14 protein-coding genes are annotated in these 17331 nt (G+C 58.2%); 9 read left to right on the forward strand and 5 right to left on the reverse strand.

The genetic code is table 11. The features are described from left to right. The 8 genes from dnaA to GXM22_RS00040 all read left to right on the forward strand — a co-directional run bounded on the left by dnaA (position 1) and on the right by GXM22_RS00040 (position 10052). Entirely contained in the window at positions 1 to 1323 is a 1323-nt protein-coding gene (gene dnaA, locus GXM22_RS00005; protein WP_005929139.1) for a chromosomal replication initiator protein DnaA, read from the forward strand. A gap of 400 nt (positions 1324 to 1723) precedes the next feature. Next, positions 1724 to 2830, forward strand: a complete 1107-nt coding sequence (gene dnaN, locus GXM22_RS00010; protein WP_097773091.1) for a DNA polymerase III subunit beta — start codon at positions 1724 to 1726, stop codon at positions 2828 to 2830. 11 nt (positions 2831 to 2841) lie between these two features. Continuing rightward, entirely contained in the window at positions 2842 to 3057 is a 216-nt protein-coding gene (locus GXM22_RS00015; RefSeq protein ID WP_005929126.1) for an RNA-binding S4 domain-containing protein, read from the forward strand. A 3-nt stretch (positions 3058 to 3060) separates the two neighbouring features. Beyond that, on the forward strand, positions 3061 to 4182 hold the full coding sequence (recF, locus tag GXM22_RS00020; protein WP_005929121.1) for a DNA replication/repair protein RecF: 1122 nt from the start codon (positions 3061 to 3063) through the stop codon (positions 4180 to 4182). A gap of 87 nt (positions 4183 to 4269) precedes the next feature. Further along, entirely contained in the window at positions 4270 to 4521 is a 252-nt protein-coding gene (gene remB / locus GXM22_RS00025; protein ID WP_005929118.1) for an extracellular matrix regulator RemB, read from the forward strand. Between the two features lie 56 nt (positions 4522 to 4577). Further along, complete coding sequence (gene gyrB / locus GXM22_RS00030; protein WP_005929115.1) at positions 4578 to 6572, forward strand: DNA topoisomerase (ATP-hydrolyzing) subunit B; 1995 nt, start codon at positions 4578 to 4580, stop codon at positions 6570 to 6572. Positions 6573 to 6584: 12 nt separating this feature from the next. Next, the gene (gene gyrA / locus GXM22_RS00035) at positions 6585 to 9149 is read left to right on the forward strand and encodes a DNA gyrase subunit A (protein ID WP_005929111.1); all 2565 of its coding nucleotides are present in this window, start codon (positions 6585 to 6587) and stop codon (positions 9147 to 9149) included. A gap of 318 nt (positions 9150 to 9467) precedes the next feature. After that, positions 9468 to 10052: a manganese efflux pump MntP gene (locus tag GXM22_RS00040; protein WP_005929108.1), complete on the forward strand. Its 585-nt coding sequence runs from the start codon at positions 9468 to 9470 to the stop codon at positions 10050 to 10052. Positions 10053 to 10134: 82 nt separating this feature from the next. Here GXM22_RS00040 and GXM22_RS00045 read toward each other — a convergent pair whose 3' ends face one another. From GXM22_RS00045 to GXM22_RS00055, 3 genes are all read right to left on the reverse strand, one after another. Continuing rightward, positions 10135 to 10812, reverse strand: a complete 678-nt coding sequence (locus GXM22_RS00045; protein ID WP_005929105.1) for a GntR family transcriptional regulator — start codon at positions 10810 to 10812, stop codon at positions 10135 to 10137. 84 nt (positions 10813 to 10896) lie between these two features. Beyond that, positions 10897 to 11658 (reverse strand): RluA family pseudouridine synthase, encoded by a 762-nt coding sequence (locus GXM22_RS00050; protein ID WP_005929102.1) that lies wholly within the window; start codon positions 11656 to 11658, stop codon positions 10897 to 10899. Further along, positions 11655 to 12206 (reverse strand): NUDIX domain-containing protein, encoded by a 552-nt coding sequence (locus GXM22_RS00055; RefSeq protein ID WP_005929099.1) that lies wholly within the window; start codon positions 12204 to 12206, stop codon positions 11655 to 11657. The genes GXM22_RS00050 and GXM22_RS00055 overlap by 4 nt, the downstream gene beginning before the upstream one ends. 345 nt (positions 12207 to 12551) lie before the next feature. Between GXM22_RS00055 and nifJ the strand changes: the two genes are divergently transcribed. After that, on the forward strand, positions 12552 to 16097 hold the full coding sequence (gene nifJ / locus GXM22_RS00060) for a pyruvate:ferredoxin (flavodoxin) oxidoreductase (RefSeq protein WP_005929090.1): 3546 nt from the start codon (positions 12552 to 12554) through the stop codon (positions 16095 to 16097). A 466-nt stretch (positions 16098 to 16563) separates the two neighbouring features. Here nifJ and GXM22_RS00065 read toward each other — a convergent pair whose 3' ends face one another. Then, positions 16564 to 16851, reverse strand: a complete 288-nt coding sequence (locus tag GXM22_RS00065; RefSeq protein WP_005929083.1) for a helix-turn-helix domain-containing protein — start codon at positions 16849 to 16851, stop codon at positions 16564 to 16566. Continuing rightward, entirely contained in the window at positions 16848 to 17207 is a 360-nt protein-coding gene (locus GXM22_RS00070) for a type II toxin-antitoxin system RelE/ParE family toxin (protein ID WP_035393236.1), read from the reverse strand. Before GXM22_RS00070 ends, GXM22_RS00065 begins: the two co-directional genes overlap by 4 nt. Positions 17208 to 17331: the final 124 nt, after the last annotated feature.

Consider the following 17331-nt stretch of genomic DNA (forward strand, 5'->3'; position numbering starts at 1 on the left):
ATGGATTCTTTCAAGGACGTTTTAGAGGCCGCCCAGGCATACTGCAAAACGCAGATGGCCGAGCCGACCTATAATCTCTACATCGACGGACTTGAGCCCATCAGCTTTGAGGACTCGAGCCATATCACCCTGTCGGTGCGCAACGATTTCATCTGCAAGATCGTCACCGACCGCTACCTCGGCCTGCTGAAAGAGGCCTTTAAAACCGTGCTGGGCTTTGACGTGGACATCACGCTGGTGGTGCCCAGCACCCCGCCCCATGAGGTGGTGCTGGCCCAGCAGTACGAGGCAAACCCCGCCTCGCCCCAGGGTAATTACGAGTTCACCTTCGAGAACTTCATCAAGGGTCCCTCCAACCAGTTTGCGTTTGCTGCGGCGCAGGCGGTTGCGGCCAACCCCTCCGGGGCCTATAACCCGCTGTTCATCTACGGCGGCTCCGGTCTGGGCAAGACCCATCTGCTCACGGCCATCCAGACCGAGATCAAGCGCACCCACCCCGATTTCGTTATCATGTACGTTACCTGCGAGCAGTTCACCAACGAGCTGATCGCCGCCATCCGCGCCGGCAGCACCGAGGACTTCCGGATGAAGTACCGCGTGGCCGACCTGCTGCTGGTGGACGATATCCAGTTCATCGCCGGCAAGGAGTCCACCCAGGAGGAGTTTTTCCACACCTTCAACTCCCTGCACGATGCCCACAAGCAGATCGTGATCGCCTCTGATCGCCCGGCCAAGGAGATCAAGAGCCTGGAAGAGCGCCTGCGCACCCGCTTTGAATGGGGCCTGACCGCCGATGTCCAGCCGCCTGATTTCGAGACCCGCGTGGCCATCGTCAAGCGCAAGGCCGAGCTGCTCCACTTGGATCTGCCCGAGGACGTGGCTGAATTCATCGCCAACCACCTGAAGAACAACATCCGCCAGCTGGAGGGCGCAGTGAAAAAGCTGAACGCCTACTACATGCTGGAGGGCATCCAGCCTGTCATCAGCGTGGCACAGAACGCCATCAAGGACATCCTCAACGAGACCCAGCCCGTGCCCGTGACCATCGAGAAGATCGTGGGCGAGGTCTCCCGCACCTTCAACGTCTCCCCTGCCGACATCCGGGGCACCAAGCGGAACGCCAACGTTGCATCCGCCCGCCGCGTGGCAATCTATATCCTGCGCGAAGTCACCGGCATGAGTATGGAGGAGATCGGCCGGGAATTCTCGGGCCGTGACCACTCCACCATCGTCTACTCCCTCAAGACCATGGAGCGGGACATGAAGAACGACCAGCACCTGCGCGAAACCGTCAGCGACATCATCAAGAACGTCAAGGCCTGACGGGAAAACAGGGGCAAAAGTCATACTCTCACAGGGGATAAAACCCCAAATATGGGGAGAAATGCAGGGGAATCCGGGAAAACAGAACAAGATATTGTGTTCAGACGACAAAGTTCTCCACTCTTTCCACCGAGTTTTCAACATTCAACTTCTGTTTTGCACACCCGCCGTGGAAAGAAAAGCAGCTGCAGCCCTTTCCACAAGCCTTTCACACTGCATTCACAAGCCGGTGGAAAACCACGGAGCCGCACCATTCCACACATTTTCCGACTTTTCCACATCTTCCCCAGCCCCTACTACGAATACTACAACAAGTTCAATATAGATTTGGAGGTTTTGTCCCTGTTTTATGGGAGAAAGAACCTCAAAACTTGAATCCAAAATAAGGAGAGACGCGCAATTGAACATCATCTGCGATAAGACCCTGCTGAGTGCAGCCATTGACGGCGTTTCCAAAGCTGTTACCCTGCGCTCCACCATCCCAGTACTGGAGGGTATCCTGCTGAAAGCCGAAGGCTTCCAGCTCACCCTGACCGGCTACGACCTGGAAATGGGCATCGTGACCACCATTGATGCCAATGTCAAAGAGCCCGGCGAGGTGGTTCTGAACGCCAAGCTGCTCAGCAGCATGGTCAGCCGGATGCCTTCCGGCCAGATCAACATCCAATCGGCCGAAAACGGAAAAACCACCATCCAGAGCGGTGTGGCACAGTTCGAGATCCAGTCCATGAACCCCACCGATTTCCCCGAGCTGCCCAACACCGGTGCCGAGGAGACCCTGAACATCAAGACCGGCGTACTCCGTGATATGATCGAGCGCACCCTGTACGCCGTCAGTCAGGATGAGAAAAAACCTGCGCATACCGGTGAATTATTCGAGATCTCGCCGGATAAGCTGACCGTTGTTGCGCTGGACGGCTACCGTCTGGCCATTGTGGAGCGGCCGGTGGAAGCCATAAAGGAAATCCGTATCATCGTACCCAGCAAGACCATGAACGAGGTCTCCCACCTGCTGGCCAACGACGACGAGGAGACTGTGCACATCTCCGCAAACCGCCGCTATGTGGTGTTCACCACTGCCGGTTACACCATTATGAGCCGCCTGATCGAGGGCGAATTCCTCAACTACCACAACGTGATCCCCAATGGCAGCCGCACCAGCGTGGTTCTGGACACCAAGGAGTTCATCGAGACCATCGAGCGTGCCTCCCTGATCATTACAGAGCGTTTAAAAAATCCCCTCCGCATCAGTTTTACAGAGGGTAAAGTGGTGGTCCGCTGCCAGACCAATCTGGGCCGCGTGGTGGATGAATTCAACGCGCAGTGCGAGGGCGATGAGGTGGAGATCGGTTTCAACAACCGCTATCTGCTGGATGCCCTGCGCAACGCCCGCACCGAGCAGGTCAAGCTGGAGATCAGCGGCCCGCTGAGCCCGGTCAAGGTCCTGCCTACCGAGGGCAGCGACTTTTTGTATCTGGTCCTGCCTGTCCGCTTCAAGAATGATTGAGAGGCATAAAAATGCAAAAAATTCTCATCCATACGGAATTTATCAAGCTGGATGCCCTGCTGAAATATGCGGGTCTGTGTGAGACCGGCGGCGAAGCCAAGGAGCTGGTGCAGGGCGGTGCTGTCAAGGTGAACGGTGAGGTCTGCACCATGCGGGGCAAAAAGTGCCGCGCCGGGGATGTCGTCGAGTTGGACGGCCAGACCGTGGAAGTGGGACAGGGCCAGTAAACCATGCGCCTGCTTTCCTTAGAAGTAACGAATTACCGCAATATCGCATCGGCAAGCCTGACCCCGGGCCGGGAGCTGACCGTGATCTGCGGCAACAACGGCCAGGGCAAGACCAACCTGCTGGAGGCCATCTGGCTGCTGACCGGCGGCAAGAGCTTCCGGGGCGGCAAGGATGCAGAGCTGGTGCGGCGGGGCGAACCCTTTGCCGTGCTGGAAGCCTCCACACTCCGGGCACAGCAGGAGGAACAGGAGCCTGACGAGCCGAACCGTGTCCGGCTGACGGTGGGCACCCCGGATTCCCAGCGGCCCGGACGGTACGCCTCGGTGAACGGGGCAGCCCCCAGGCGGGCGGCAGGGCTTGCCGGCAGTTTTCCGGCTGTTGTGTTTGACCCCGGCCACCTGAGCCTGGTCAAGGGAGCACCCGAGGGGCGGCGCAAATTTCTGGATGCCGCCCTCTGTCAGCTCTACCCCGGCTACCTGACCGTGTACCGCCGCTATCTGCGGGCCCTGCAGCAGAAAAACGCTCTGCTGCGCCGCTCCCCTGCCGGGCAGGAACGTCCCTACGCCGAAAAAATGGCCCTGCTCGAGGTGCTGAACACCGAGCTTGCCGCGCAGGGGGAAGCCATCCAGCAGCGGCGGCGGGCCTACCTGGAACGGCTGGCCCCGCTGGCCTGTGCCAATTACGAGGAGCTTTCCCATGGGGCGGAGCGGATGGAGCTGCGGTATGCCGCCCAGTTTGAGCCGGGTGGTCTGGCAGCCCTGCTCAAAGCCCGCCAGAATGAGGAAGTCCGGGCCGGGCAGAGCCTGTGCGGCCCCCACCGGGAAGATATGGAGCTGCTGCTGGACGGCCAGCCCGCCAGAGTGTTTGCCAGCCAGGGGCAGCAGCGCAGTGTGGTGCTCAGCCTGAAAATGGCCGAAGCCGCCGCCGCTGCTGCCATCACCGGGGAGCACCCCGTCCTCTTGCTGGACGATGTGCTCAGTGAGCTGGATGATGGCCGCAAGCAGTATCTGCTGACCCGGATGCGGGAAAAACAGACCTTTGTCACCAGCTGTGACGATACGGCCTTCCTGAAAACGGATGGCGAGGTCTACCGCATGAACGGCGGTGTCCTGAGTAAAATCTGAAATGGAGAAATGTTGCATCGCTGCATTGCATAGAATGCGAAAAATGCGACAGAATATGCAGTCTGCATCTGCGGGAGAATATACGCAATGTATATCCATCTGGGCCGGGACTATGTCCTGAATGACCGTGATATCATCGGCATCTTCAATCTGGAGACCACCACCGTCTCCCCCCGGGGGCGGGAATTTCTCAACTATGCCCAGAAGAATGGGGCCGTGGTCAGCCTTTCGGATGACCTGCCCCAGTGTTATGTTCTGGCCGATGCCCCTGTGGACACCGTTTATCTTTCGGAGCTGTCCAGCGCGGCCATGAAGCGGCGCACCGAAATGTCGTTCTGAAAAAATTAACAACGATCCAATCGATTGAAAAAATATCAAGTAAAGGGAGAAAGGATATGGCAGAGGAAATCATCACCAGCACCAATGTGGAAACCGCGACCGACCATGAGTATAATGCCAGCGAGATCCAGGTCCTGAAGGGTCTGGAGGCCGTGCGCAAGCGTCCCGGCATGTATATCGGCTCCACCGGTGAGCGGGGCCTGCATCATCTGGTTTACGAGATCGTGGACAACGCCATTGATGAAGCGCTGGCAGGCTACTGCAACCACATTGAGGTCAAGATCTTAAAGAATAACATCATTCAGGTCACCGACAACGGCCGCGGCATCCCCGTGGATATCCAGGCCGATACCGGTCTGCCCGCCGTCACCGTCGTCTATACCATCCTGCACGCAGGCGGTAAGTTCGGCGGCGAGAACTCCGGCTACAAGGTGGCCGGTGGTCTGCACGGTGTCGGCGCGTCCGTGGTCAACGCCTGCTCTGAGTGGCTGACGGTCAATGTCCGCCGCGACGGCCATGAATACGAGCAGACCTTCCGCCGCGGCGACCCGGACGGCCCCCTGAAGTGCCTGGGCACAGTGGCTGAGGGGGTCACCGGCACCCGCGTTACCTTCAAGCCCGACCCCGAGATGTTCAAGGACACCACCGTCTATAACTTCGAGACGCTGGAAAAGCGCCTGCGCGAGGAGAGCTTCCTGAACGCCGGTGTCAAGATCACCCTGACCGATGAGCGGGAGCTCTACACCCCCGTTCTGGAGGATGGCCAGGAAGGTGACCCCTGCTACCGTACCGAGGTCATGTGCTATGAGGGCGGCATCAAGAGCTTTGTCACCTATCTGGGCGAAAAGCGCAATCTGGAGGTGCTCCACCCCAATGTCATCTACCTCAAGGGCCAGACCGAGCGGGGCATGGCCGAGATCGCGCTGCAGTATAATTCCAGCTATAACGAACTGCTGCTGAGCTTTGCCAACAACGTCAACACCCCGGACGGCGGCACCCATGAAGAGGGTTTCCGCACCAGCCTGACCCGTGTGTTCAATGATTACGGCCGCAGCCACGGCCTGCTGAAGGATAAGGACGAGAACCTTTCCGGCTCCGATGTCCGCGAGGGCCTCATCTGCGTCATTTCCGTCAAGCTGCAGGAGGCAGAGTTTGAGGGCCAGACCAAGGCAAAGCTGGGCAATACCGAGATCCGCACCCTTGTTTCCAACATGGTGTACACCAAGCTGATGGAGTTCTTTGAGGAGAACCCCGGCGTGGCAAAGGCCATTTTTGAAAAGGCCACCCAGGCAGCCCGCGCCCGTGCTGCTGCCAAAAAGGCCCGGGAGCTGGTGCGCCGTAAGAGCGCGCTGGAGACCAGCCGGATGCCCGGCAAGCTGGCCGACTGCCGTGAAAAAGACCCCACCCGCACCGAGATCTTCATCGTCGAGGGTGACTCTGCAGGCGGCTCTGCCAAGATGGGCCGTGACTCCGCCATTCAGGCCATCCTCCCCCTGTGGGGCAAGATGCTGAACGTGGAAAAGGCCCGCGCGGACCGCATCTACGGAAACGATAAGCTGATGCCCGTGGTGCTGGCTCTGGGCTGCGGCATCGGCGAGGAATTCGATATCTCCAAGCTGCGGTATGATAAAGTGTTCATCATGGCCGATGCCGATGTCGATGGTTCTCACATCTGCACCCTGATGCTGACCTTCTTCTTCCGCTATATGCGCCCCCTCATCGAGCAGGGCCATGTCTATGTCGCCCAGCCGCCCCTGTTCAAGGTGCAGAAGGGCAACACCATCAAGTACGCCTACAACGATGCTGAAATGGCCATCCTCTCGCAGGAGATGCCCGGCGCAAAGGTCAACCGCTATAAGGGCCTTGGTGAGATGAACCCCGAACAGCTGTGGGAGACCACCATGAACCCCGATAACCGGGTCATCGTTCAGATCACCATTGAGGATGCCGAGAAGGCCGATGAAGCCTTTACCATCCTGATGGGCGACCAGGTGGAGCCCCGCCGCCGCTTTATCGAGACCAACGCCCAGTACGCGAAGCTGGATGTGTAATTGGAGGAAACAATGGAAGAAGATTATGTGATGATACCGGGCAGCGGTACCAAAAAGATCATCCGCGATGTCAAGAAGGAGATCGAGACCGCGTTCCTGGACTACTCCATGTCAGTCATCGTGTCCCGCGCCCTGCCCGATGTGCGGGACGGCCTGAAGCCTGTCCACCGCCGCATCCTGTACACCATGCATGAGCGCGGCAACGACCCCAGCCATGCATACCGCAAATCCGCCGACACCGTTGGTGCCGTGCTGGGCTCCTACCACCCCCACGGCGACGCATCCGTTTACGATGCCATGGTCCGTCTGGCACAGGATTTCTCCCTGCGCTACCCGCTGGTGGATGGTCAGGGTAACTTTGGTTCTGTGGATGGCGACCCCCCGGCTGCTTACCGTTACACCGAGGCCCGCATGAGCCGTATGGCCGTGGAGATGCTGACCGATATCGACAAGGATACCATCGACTGGGACCCCAACTTTGATGAGACCAAGAAGGAGCCCAGCGTTCTGCCCTGCCGTTTCCCGAACCTGCTGGTCAACGGCAGTCAGGGCATTGCCGTTGGTATGGCTACCAACATCCCGCCCCACAACCTGAGTGAGGTCATTGACGGCTGTGTGGCCTATATCGAGGACCCGGACATCGACCTGCCCGGCCTGATGGAGCACATCAAGGGCCCCGATTTCCCCACCGCCGGCATCATCATGGGCCGCAGTGGCATCCGTGCTGCCTACGCCACCGGCCGCGGCAAGATCACCCTGCGCGGCCGCGCCACCATTGAAGAAAAGAAGAATGGCCGCGCCCAGATCATCGTGACCGAGATTCCCTACATGGTCAACAAGGCACGCCTCATTGAGAACATTGCCGACCTGGTCAAGGAAAAGCGGATCGAGGGCATCAGTGACCTGAACGATGAGACCAACCGCAAGGGAATGCGCATCGTCATTGACGTGCGCAAGGATGCCAACCCCCAGGTCGTTCTGAATCAGCTGTACCAGTACACCCAGCTGCAGGATACCGTGGGTGTCATCATGCTGGCCATCGACCACAAGGTGCCCAAGGTGATGACCCTGAAGCAGATGATCCAGAAGTATGTCGAGTTCCAGGACGAGGTGGTGCGCCGCCGCACCCAGTATGACCTGAAAAAGGCCCGGGAACGCGCCCATATTCTGGAAGGCCTGAAGAAGGCCACCGACATTGTGGATGAGCTGATCGCCACCATCCGTGCCTGCAAGGGCGGCATGAGCGAGGCCAAGGCTGCCATCATGGAGCAGTTCGGCTTTGATGACCCGCAGGCAGATGCCATCGTCAAGCTGCAGCTGGGCCGTCTGGCTGGTCTGGAGATCCTGAAGATCGAGGAAGAGCTGGGCTCCCTGAACGCCAAGATCCGGGATTGGGAAGAGATTCTGGCCGATGATGCCCGCGTGCTGGAGATCGTCAAGAGCGAGCTGCTGGAAATGAAGCGCCGCTTTGGCGATGACCGCCGCACCGAGATCGAGACCGTGACCGGCGAGGTAGATATCGAGGACCTGATCGCTGAGGAGCAGTGCGTTTATACCCTGACCGAGGCCGGTTATATCAAGCGCCAGCTCAAGGCCACTTATCAGGCCCAGAAGCGCGGCGGCCGCGGCATCTCCGGCATGACCCGCAAGGAAGAGGACATCGTGCAGGAGATGTTCGTGGGCTCCACCCATGATTACGTCCTGTTCGTTACCGATAAGGGCCGCCTGTTCCGCATCAAGGGCTACACCATTGCCGAGGGCAGCCGCACCAGCAAGGGCACCAACATCGTCAACCTGCTGCAGCTGGCCGAGGGCGAAAAGGTCACCAACATGCTCTGCCAGAGCAAGGATACGGCCAATGAGGGCGGTTTCGTGACCATGGTCACAAAGCAGGGCCTCATCAAGCGCACCCCGCTGGAGCAGTATGCAAACATCCGCAAGAGCGGCCTGATCGGCATTGCCCTGAACGAGGGGGATGCGCTGGCCTGGACAAGACTGACCTCCGGCCACGATATGCTCATCGTTGCCACCCGCAACGGTCAGGCCATCCGCTTCAATGAGGAGGATGCCCGTCCCATGGGCCGCAGCGGCCACGGCGTGCGCGCCATCAAGCTGGCCGAGGGCGACGAGGTCGTGGGTGTCTGCATCTGCCGTGAGAACGCCACCATCCTGACCGTGACCGAGAACGGCAAGGGCCGCCGGTCCGACATCGACACCTACCGCATCACCGCCCGCGGCGGCAAGGGCATCCGCAACTACGATGCCTCCAAGGACAAGGTCGCCGCGGTCAAGATCGTGGACGATGTGGATGACGTGCTGCTGAGCAGCCAGGAGGGCATCATCATCCGCCTGCACGCCAATGAGATCCCGGTGCAGAGCCGTTACGGCTCCGGTGTCCGTGTCATGCGTCTGGGCGAGAATGATAAGGTCATGGTCCTGGCCCGTACCGACCACGACGATGAAGCCCAGACCGAGACAGTAGAGGCTGAGGAAGGCGATGAGCCCACCGCAGAGCAGCTGGCCGCCATGGAAGCAGCCGATGAGGCCTCCGCCTCCGAGGCACCGGCTGAGGATTGAGCCTCTCCTGCCAGATAAAATAAAAGAGTTAGCCTGGACTTCTATCAGAAAATATGATAGACTAACGAAACGATCACAAAATCCCATGGGGGAGTAGCAGGCGCTGTTTGCAGACGGCGCAGCAAGTCAACACAATGACAGCACTGCTGTCTGGCTTGCTTTCATTTGCGAGACTCATGTGTTATGGTGCGGAGTACCACGCCCAACACATGGAGTTCATTTGTAAAAAATGACCCGAGACCGGATGTGCACGCGCGCCGATCTCGGGTTTTGTTTTGCCGCACCGTAATTTTGGTCAGATTCAGGAGGCATTCAGTTATGGAATGGAGTTTTTTGTTTTTTCTCAACAGTGCACTGCTGGGCGTGGGCCTTGCCATGGACGCGTTTTCGGTCTCGATGGCAAACGGTCTGCATGACCCCGGCATGTCCCGAAAAAGGATGTGCATCATTGCGGGCACCTTTGGCGTGTTTCAGGCCGTGATGCCCATGACAGGCTGGGTCTGTGTCCATACCATCGTGGAGATGTTCTCTTCCTTTGAAACATTCATTCCCTGGATCGCCCTTGCCCTGCTGGGCTATATCGGCGGCAAGATGCTGATCGATGGCATCCGGGGCGAGGAAACCGAGGAAGCCGCCGCGCTGAGTGCCGGTGCCCTCTTTATGCAGGGCGTGGCCACCAGCATTGATGCCCTCTCGGTCGGCTTTACCATTGCGGAGTATGGCTGGCTGATGGCGCTGGCAGCTTCCGGCATCATTGCCGTCGTCACCTTCTTCCTCTGCATGGCGGGCCTGCGCATCGGCAAAAAGTTCGGCACAAAGCTCTCCGGCAAGGCCTCTGTGCTGGGCGGTGTCATCCTCATCGGCATTGGGCTGGAGATCTTCATCTCCGGCGTGTTCTTCTGAAAAAGGGGCAAAGAAAACCGGCACAGCGTCAGGCAGGCGCTGTGCCGGTTTTGTTCCCCGTGGAACATTTTTTAAGGGTGCATTATTTTTCCGGCTCAAAGTAGTCGGCATATTCCCCGGTGAGCTTAGAGCCCAGCCGACGGATGCCGCCGTAGAGGTGGCGCTCCACCAGCGGCTCAAAGGCGGCAAGATCACACCGCTCAATGGCGGCAATGATGTTCTGGTGGTCGGCGATCACCTCGTCCAGCCCGCCGCTGGTCATGGTGTCCAGCATCCGGAAGCGGCTGTAATCGGCGTGGGCGTTCTGTAAGGTGCGCCACAGATACATTTTTCCCATGGCGGCAAACCATGTCTCGTGGAGCAGGCGGTCTGCCTCATAGAGCTTGTTGTAGTCGATCTCCTCGGCGCGGGCCAGCGCGGCGTAGGCATCGGTCCGCCGCCGGATGAGCGCCCGCTGTTCCGGCGTGCACTTGGGCGAGAAGTCCCGCAGGACGCGGGCTTCCACGGCGGTGCGCTCGTAGATGAGCTCATCCACGATCTCCCGGTTCAGCCGGGTCACAGTGGTACCCTTGTAGGGCACGATCTTCACCAGCCCGTTCTCCTGCAGCCGCTGCAGCACCACCCGGATCATGGAGCGCGGTGCCCCAAAGCGGGCACAGAGCGGGTTTTCACTCAACGAACTGCCCGGCCGCAGGGTCAGGTCGATGATCTCCCGCTCCAGTACAGCGTAAATTTCAGCGTCGGTCTTGTACTCTTCCATAATACCACCCTTCCTAAACCCCACCGTCAATGCTTCGCATTGCCACCGCCCCTGGTAGGGGCGGCTCTGGCGTTTTGTAAAGTTTTACAAGTTACCCGTTATGCCAAGGGCTCCACTCCTAGGGGAGCTGTCACCGCAGGTGACTGAGGGGTTTAAGTCCCACGGCGCTTTGATCGGTTTCTCCAATTGAAACGCCATCTTCTCCCCCGTCTCCGGGTGGACGAACTGCAGCCCTGCGCTCTGCAGGGCAATGTCCCCTTTGAATCGGCTGCCATATTTGCCGTCTCCGTAAAGCGGGTGCTTCCGGGAGGCAAACTGCACCCGGATCTGATGTGTCCGCCCGGTGTGGAGCGTGATCTCCGCAAGGCTCAGGGAACCGTCCGGTGCCGTCTCCACGATGCGGTATTCCAGCACGGCTTCCCGTACCCCCTTGCGGGGGCGCTTTACCGGAAAGACCCGGCCCTTCCGGCTGTCCTTGAACAGATAGTCCCGCAGGATGCCCTCGGGCGGCAGCTGTTCGTCCGGCCCGCCTGCGATCACGGCCCGGTATGTTTTAAGGAAGCAGGGCTGTGCCGGTGCACCGGGGCCAGCCTCTACTCTGCCGTCCAGAATGGCATAAGCCTGCTGGCTCTCCGTCACCTGTTTTGTCAGGGCAGCAGCGGCTCCGGGGGTTCTGGCATAGACCATCAGCCCCGAAACGCCGGTGTCCAGCCGATGGATGACCCCAACGTATGCATCCGGCCTGCCCCACCGCTGGCGCAGGGCAGCGGGCACGCCCTCCTCGCTGGTCAGCCCGGCGGGCTTGTCCAGCACCACAAGGGCAGTATCTTCGTAGAGAATGTTCACAGCTTGCCCTCGTCCAACAGGGCCTTGAGCTTGAGCACGCCTGCAATGGTCTTGCCGTCCTTGATCTCGCCGCGCATCACCATCTCATAGGCCTGGGTCAGCGGTACCCGGTCAGGGGTCAGAAACTCGTCCGTATCCAGATGCATCCGGGTCTCATGCAGACCGGTGGCCACCCAGGTGTAGATGATCTCGGTATCATAGCCCACGGTGGGGTAGAACTCGCCCAGGGAGGTGTACTTGTCGGCGGTCAGGCCGCACTCCTCCTCCAGCTCCCGCTTGGCGGCTTCAAAGGGATTCTCCCCTTTTTCCAGCTTGCCGGCGGGCAGCTCCCACAGCTCCTGCTGCATGGCGTAGCGGAACTGGCGCACCATGCAGATGGTGCCGTCCTCAAAGTAGGGCACGATGCAGGCTCCGCCGTGGTGGTGGACCACCTCGCGGGTGGCGGTCTTTCCATTTTCCAAAAGGGCGGTATCCTTGGTCAGGGTGACCACCCGGCCCTCGAACAGCACCTCACTTGTGAGCGTCTTTTCAAAATGTGCAGCGTCCATCGTATTTGCGTCCTTTCCAGATGATAATGATGCTGGTTCAAGTTTACGGCAACAAAGCGCCGGTTGTCAATTCAAAATTGAGGATAAATTAAGAAAAATACAGCAAAAAAGCCGGATTCTTAATAATCTGTCAGGTTAGATGCAACAAAAAACACAAGCGTAAAAAAGCACCAAAAAATTTCTTGAAATTTTGTTGCGTTTTGCCAGTGGGTTTGCATTTACTTTGAGGGCGGAATTTGCTAATATAATATATGAGCAATAGTGCCTTTTGGGGTTCTCCGGCCCCAGCGGGGCGCGATTGCCCCGCGCAAAAGGTACCAAATTCTGAACAATGGAGGAAGAAAAATGCCTAGAGCAAAGCAAACCATGGATGGCAATACCGCTGCCGCTCATGTAGCATACGCCTACACGGACGTGGCTGCTATCTACCCCATTACCCCGTCTTCTCCGATGGCTGACTCTGTGGACCAGTGGTCCGCAGCCGGTCAGAAGAACATCTTCGGCAACCAGGTCAAGGTCGTCGAGATGGAGTCTGAGGCCGGCGCTGCCGGCGCTGTGCACGGCTCTCTGGGTGCAGGTGCTGTTACCACCACCTTCACCGCTTCTCAGGGCCTGCTGCTGATGATCCCCAACATGTACAAGATCGCTGCTGAGCAGCTGCCCTGCGTGTTCGATGTTTCTGCACGTACCGTTGCTACCCAGTCCCTGAACATCTTCGGTGATCACAGCGACGTTATGGCATGCCGCCAGACCGGCTTCGCAATGCTGGTCGAGAGCAGCGTGCAGGAAGTTATGGATCTGTCCCCTGTTGCCCATCTGGCAGCAATCGAGGGCCGGGTTCCCTTCCTGAACTTCTTCGATGGCTTCCGTACTTCTCACGAGTACCAGAAGATCGAGAAGTGGGACTACGCTGATCTGAAGGAAATGTGCAACATGAAGGCTGTTGAGGAGTTCCGTGCCAAGGCTCTGAACCCCGAGCACCCCAAGATGCGCGGTTCCCACGAGAACGGCGACGTGTTCTTCCAGCACCGTGAGGCCTGCAACTCCGCTTACGACGCACTGCCCGCAGTGGTCGAGAAGTACATGGCCAAGATCAACGAGAAGCTGGGCACCAACTACGATCTGTTCAACTACTACGGCGCACCCGATGCTGACCGTGTTATGATCGCTATGGGCTCTGTCTGCGACGTTGCTGACGAAGTCATCGATTACCTGAACGCCAAGGGCGAGAAGGTCGGTATCGTCAAGGTCCGCCTGTACCGTCCCTGGGTGTCCTCCGCTCTGCTGAAGGTCCTGCCCAAGACTGCCAAGAAGGTTGCAGTTCTGGATCGTACCAAGGAGCCCGGCTCCCTGGGCGAGCCCCTGTACCTGGATGTTGCTGCTACCCTGCGTGAGGCTGGCCTGAACGATGTCGTCCTGACCGGCGGCCGTTACGGCCTGGGCAGCAAGGACACTCCCCCGTCCTCCATCTTCGCTCTGTTCAAGGAGCTGGAGAAGGATCAGCCCAAGGAGCGCTTCACTCTGGGCATCACCGATGATGTCACCGGTCTGTCCCTGCCCGAGGTCAAGCCCGCTCCCATCACCGCAGCTGCTGGCACCAAGGAGTGCAAGTTCTGGGGTCTGGGCGGCGACGGTACTGTCGGCGCAAACAAGAACTCCGTCAAGATCATCGGCGACCACACTGATAAGTATGTTCAGGCATACTTCCAGTATGACTCCAAGAAGACCGGCGGCGTGACCATCAGCCACCTGCGTTTCGGCGACAAGCCCATCCGCAGCCCCTACTACATCAACCAGGCTGACTTCGTGGCCTGCCACAACCCCGCTTACATCCACATGGGCATGAAGATGGTCCAGGATGTCAAGCCCGGCGGCGTGTTCATGATCAACTGCCAGTGGACCGATGAGGAGCTGGGCCAGCACCTGAACGCTGAGGCCAAGAAGTACATTGCTGACAACAACATTCAGCTGTACACCATCAACGCCATCGATAAGGCAATCGAAATCGGTATGGGCAAGCGCACCAATACCATCCTGCAGTCCGCTTTCTTCAAGCTGGCTGACGTTATGCCCATCGAGGACGCTGTCAACTTCATGAAGCAGGCAGCTCAGAAGAGCTACGGCAAGAAGGGCCAGGACGTTGTTGAGATGAACTGGAAGGCCATCGATGCTGGTGTTGACGCGATCCACAAGGTCGACGTTCCCGCTTCCTGGTCCAACCCCGAGGCTGATCCCGCTCCCAAGGCTCTCACCGGCCGTCCGGAGCTGGTCAAGCAGATCCGTGATGTCATGGAGCCCATCGCTCGTATGGACGGCGACAGCCTGCCCGTTTCCGCTTTCGTTGCAAATGCAAACGGCGAGTGGGAGCAGGGCGCATCCGCATACGAGAAGCGCGGCACCGCTGTGAACGTTCCCGAGTGGGATGCTTCCAAGTGCGTCGGCTGCAACCAGTGTGCATTCGTCTGCTCTCATGCTACCATCCGTCCCTTCCAGCTGACCGCTGACGAGCTGGCAGCTGCTCCTGCTCAGACCAAGAGCCGTGACAACCGCCCCGCAAACGAGTACAAGTTTGTGATGGCTGTTTCTCCTCTGGACTGCATGGGCTGCGGCGAGTGCGTCACCGTCTGCCCCACCAAGGCAATTGCTATGGTTCCTCAGGAGAGCCAGGCCGATCAGCAGGCAGTCTTCGACTACTGCGTCGCCAACATCTCCAAGAAGCCCAGCAAGTTTGCTGATGACACCGTTATTGGTTCTCAGTTCAACCAGCCCCTGCTGGAGTTCTCTGGCTCCTGTGCAGGCTGTGCTGAGACCTCTTACGCTCGCCTGATCACTCAGCTGTTCGGCGAGAAGATGTACATCTCCAACGCTACCGGCTGCTCCTCTATCTGGGGCGGTACCGCTTCCATCTCTCCGTACACCGTCAACAAGGACAGCGGCCATGGTCCTGCATGGTGCAACTCCCTGTTCGAGGATAACGCTGAGCATGGTCTGGGCCTGTACCTCGGCCAGAAGACCGTTCGTGAGAACCTGATCAAGCGCATTGCTGAGGTTGCTGGTTCTGACAAGGCTTCCGCTGAGCTGAAGGCTGCCTTCGACAAGTTCATGGAGACCAAGAACAACACCAAGGCAAACGACGAACCCGCCAAGGCTCTGATCGCTGAGCTGGAGAAGGCTGCTGCCGCTGGCTGCACCGAGTCCGCTGAGATCCTGAAGAGCAAGGAGTTCATCGCCAAGAAGTCCGTCTGGATCTTCGGTGGTGACGGCTGGGCATACGACATCGGCTTCGGCGGCCTGGATCACGTCCTGGCTTCCGGCGAGGATGTCAACGTCATGGTCTTCGATACTGAGATGTACTCCAACACCGGTGGACAGGCATCCAAGGCTTCCAACATTGGTGAGGTCTGCCAGTTCGCTGCTGCTGGTAAGGAAATCAGCAAGAAGAGCCTGTCCGAGATCGCAATGACCTACGGTTACATCTATGTTGCTCAGATCGCTCTGGGCGCTAACATGAACCAGGCTGTCAAGGCAATCGCTGAGGCTGAGGCTTATCCCGGCCCCTCTCTGATCATCGGCTACGCTCCCTGCGAGCTGCACGGTGTGAAGGGCGGCATGACCAACTGCCAGAACGAGATGAAGAAGGCAGTTGAGGCTGGTTACTGGAACCTGTTCACCTTCAACCCCGCCAACAAGGCTCAGGGCAAGAACCCCTTCACCCTGACCTCCAAGGCTGTGGATGCCGAGAAGTATCAGGCACTGCTGGCAAACGAGACCCGTTACAGCCGCCTGACCCGTGCATTCCCCGAGCGTGCAAAGGCTCTGTTCGCACGCAACGAGCAGGTTGCAAACGATCGTTACGAGCACCTGACCCGTCTGGTCGAGCTGTACAAGTAATCCTGTTTTCTGAACAATGGCTGGCAATGGCCGCAGCGGCACCCTAGTCCGCAAGGCGGCTGCTCCGCACTGGCGATTACTGCGCAACGCAGCAGTGCGAAACTGCGGCCCCGCCGCCTTGAACAGAGCATGATGAACGTGCAAACGAGCATTTGCGCAAACTTCTGATTTCATTCCCTCGCCCGCCGCGGCCCGCGAACCGCGCCGGGCAGGGTGTTTGAAATACCAAAGCGCCCGCGAGGGTCCTTGAAAGCACACCCCGCGTGTGTCAGGAGCATAAGGTCTGGCAACAGATACCTTGCTCCGCCTGCTGCATAAGACCTGCCCTGCAGGGATCTTGCCGCAGTCAAAAACGAATCCGTTTTTAGCGCCCCGCTCACTTTATAGTGAACGGGGCGTATTTTTGTGTGAGGAAACAGAAACCGCTGTACGGAATGTTCCATACAGCGGTTCTCTCATCCATATACTATTTTGCGGAAGCAGGAATGAATTCAATTTTGACCTGCATTCCCATACCGGCGGCAAGGCGCTGCAGCGTCCGCAGAGAAGGATTTGCGTTGCCGTTTTCCAGCTTGCTGATGTCTGCCTGAGCAATGCCGGTACGCTCCGAGAGCTCCTTCTGGGTCAGGCCGCTTACCTTCCGGGCATCGATCATTGCCTGTACCAGCGAAAGCTCTGGCTGAAGTGCCTCCCACTCCGCTTTGAATTCAGGGTCTTCCAGTTGTTTGTTGAGAAAATTCCGAAAATCACTCACGATATCTTCTCCTTTCGTTCAAGATAGTCTGCACGATATTTTTTGGCCAGGGCAATTTCCTCTGGTGGTGTTTTTTGCGTTTTCTTGATAAAGCCGTTGGTCAGAACAATGCGCTTTCCAATGTAAAAGAAATACAGAACACGTGTGATATTGCTGCTCTGCTTAGCACGGATCTCAAAAATTCCGTCCCCAATAAATTTGGAGTAGGGCTCCCGCAGCTGTGGTCCGTTGGCTTCCAGCAGTGCGACAGCACCCAATACCTTTGCACGCATTTTGGTGTCAAGGGATTCCAGAAAATCATCTACCGGACAGTCGCCATTCTCCTTATGGTAGAAGTCTACATCGTAACATTCCAAGCGGCAGCCCTCCTCTATGGGATATATCCCATTTCTATAATATATGATATATCCCATTTTGTCAAGGGCGCGATAAAAATATCTTCTCGCTATTTTACAATTTCTTCATAGGATTTTCATGCAA

The organism is Faecalibacterium duncaniae (genome assembly GCF_010509575.1).
Lineage (GTDB): Bacteria > Bacillota > Clostridia > Oscillospirales > Ruminococcaceae > Faecalibacterium > Faecalibacterium duncaniae.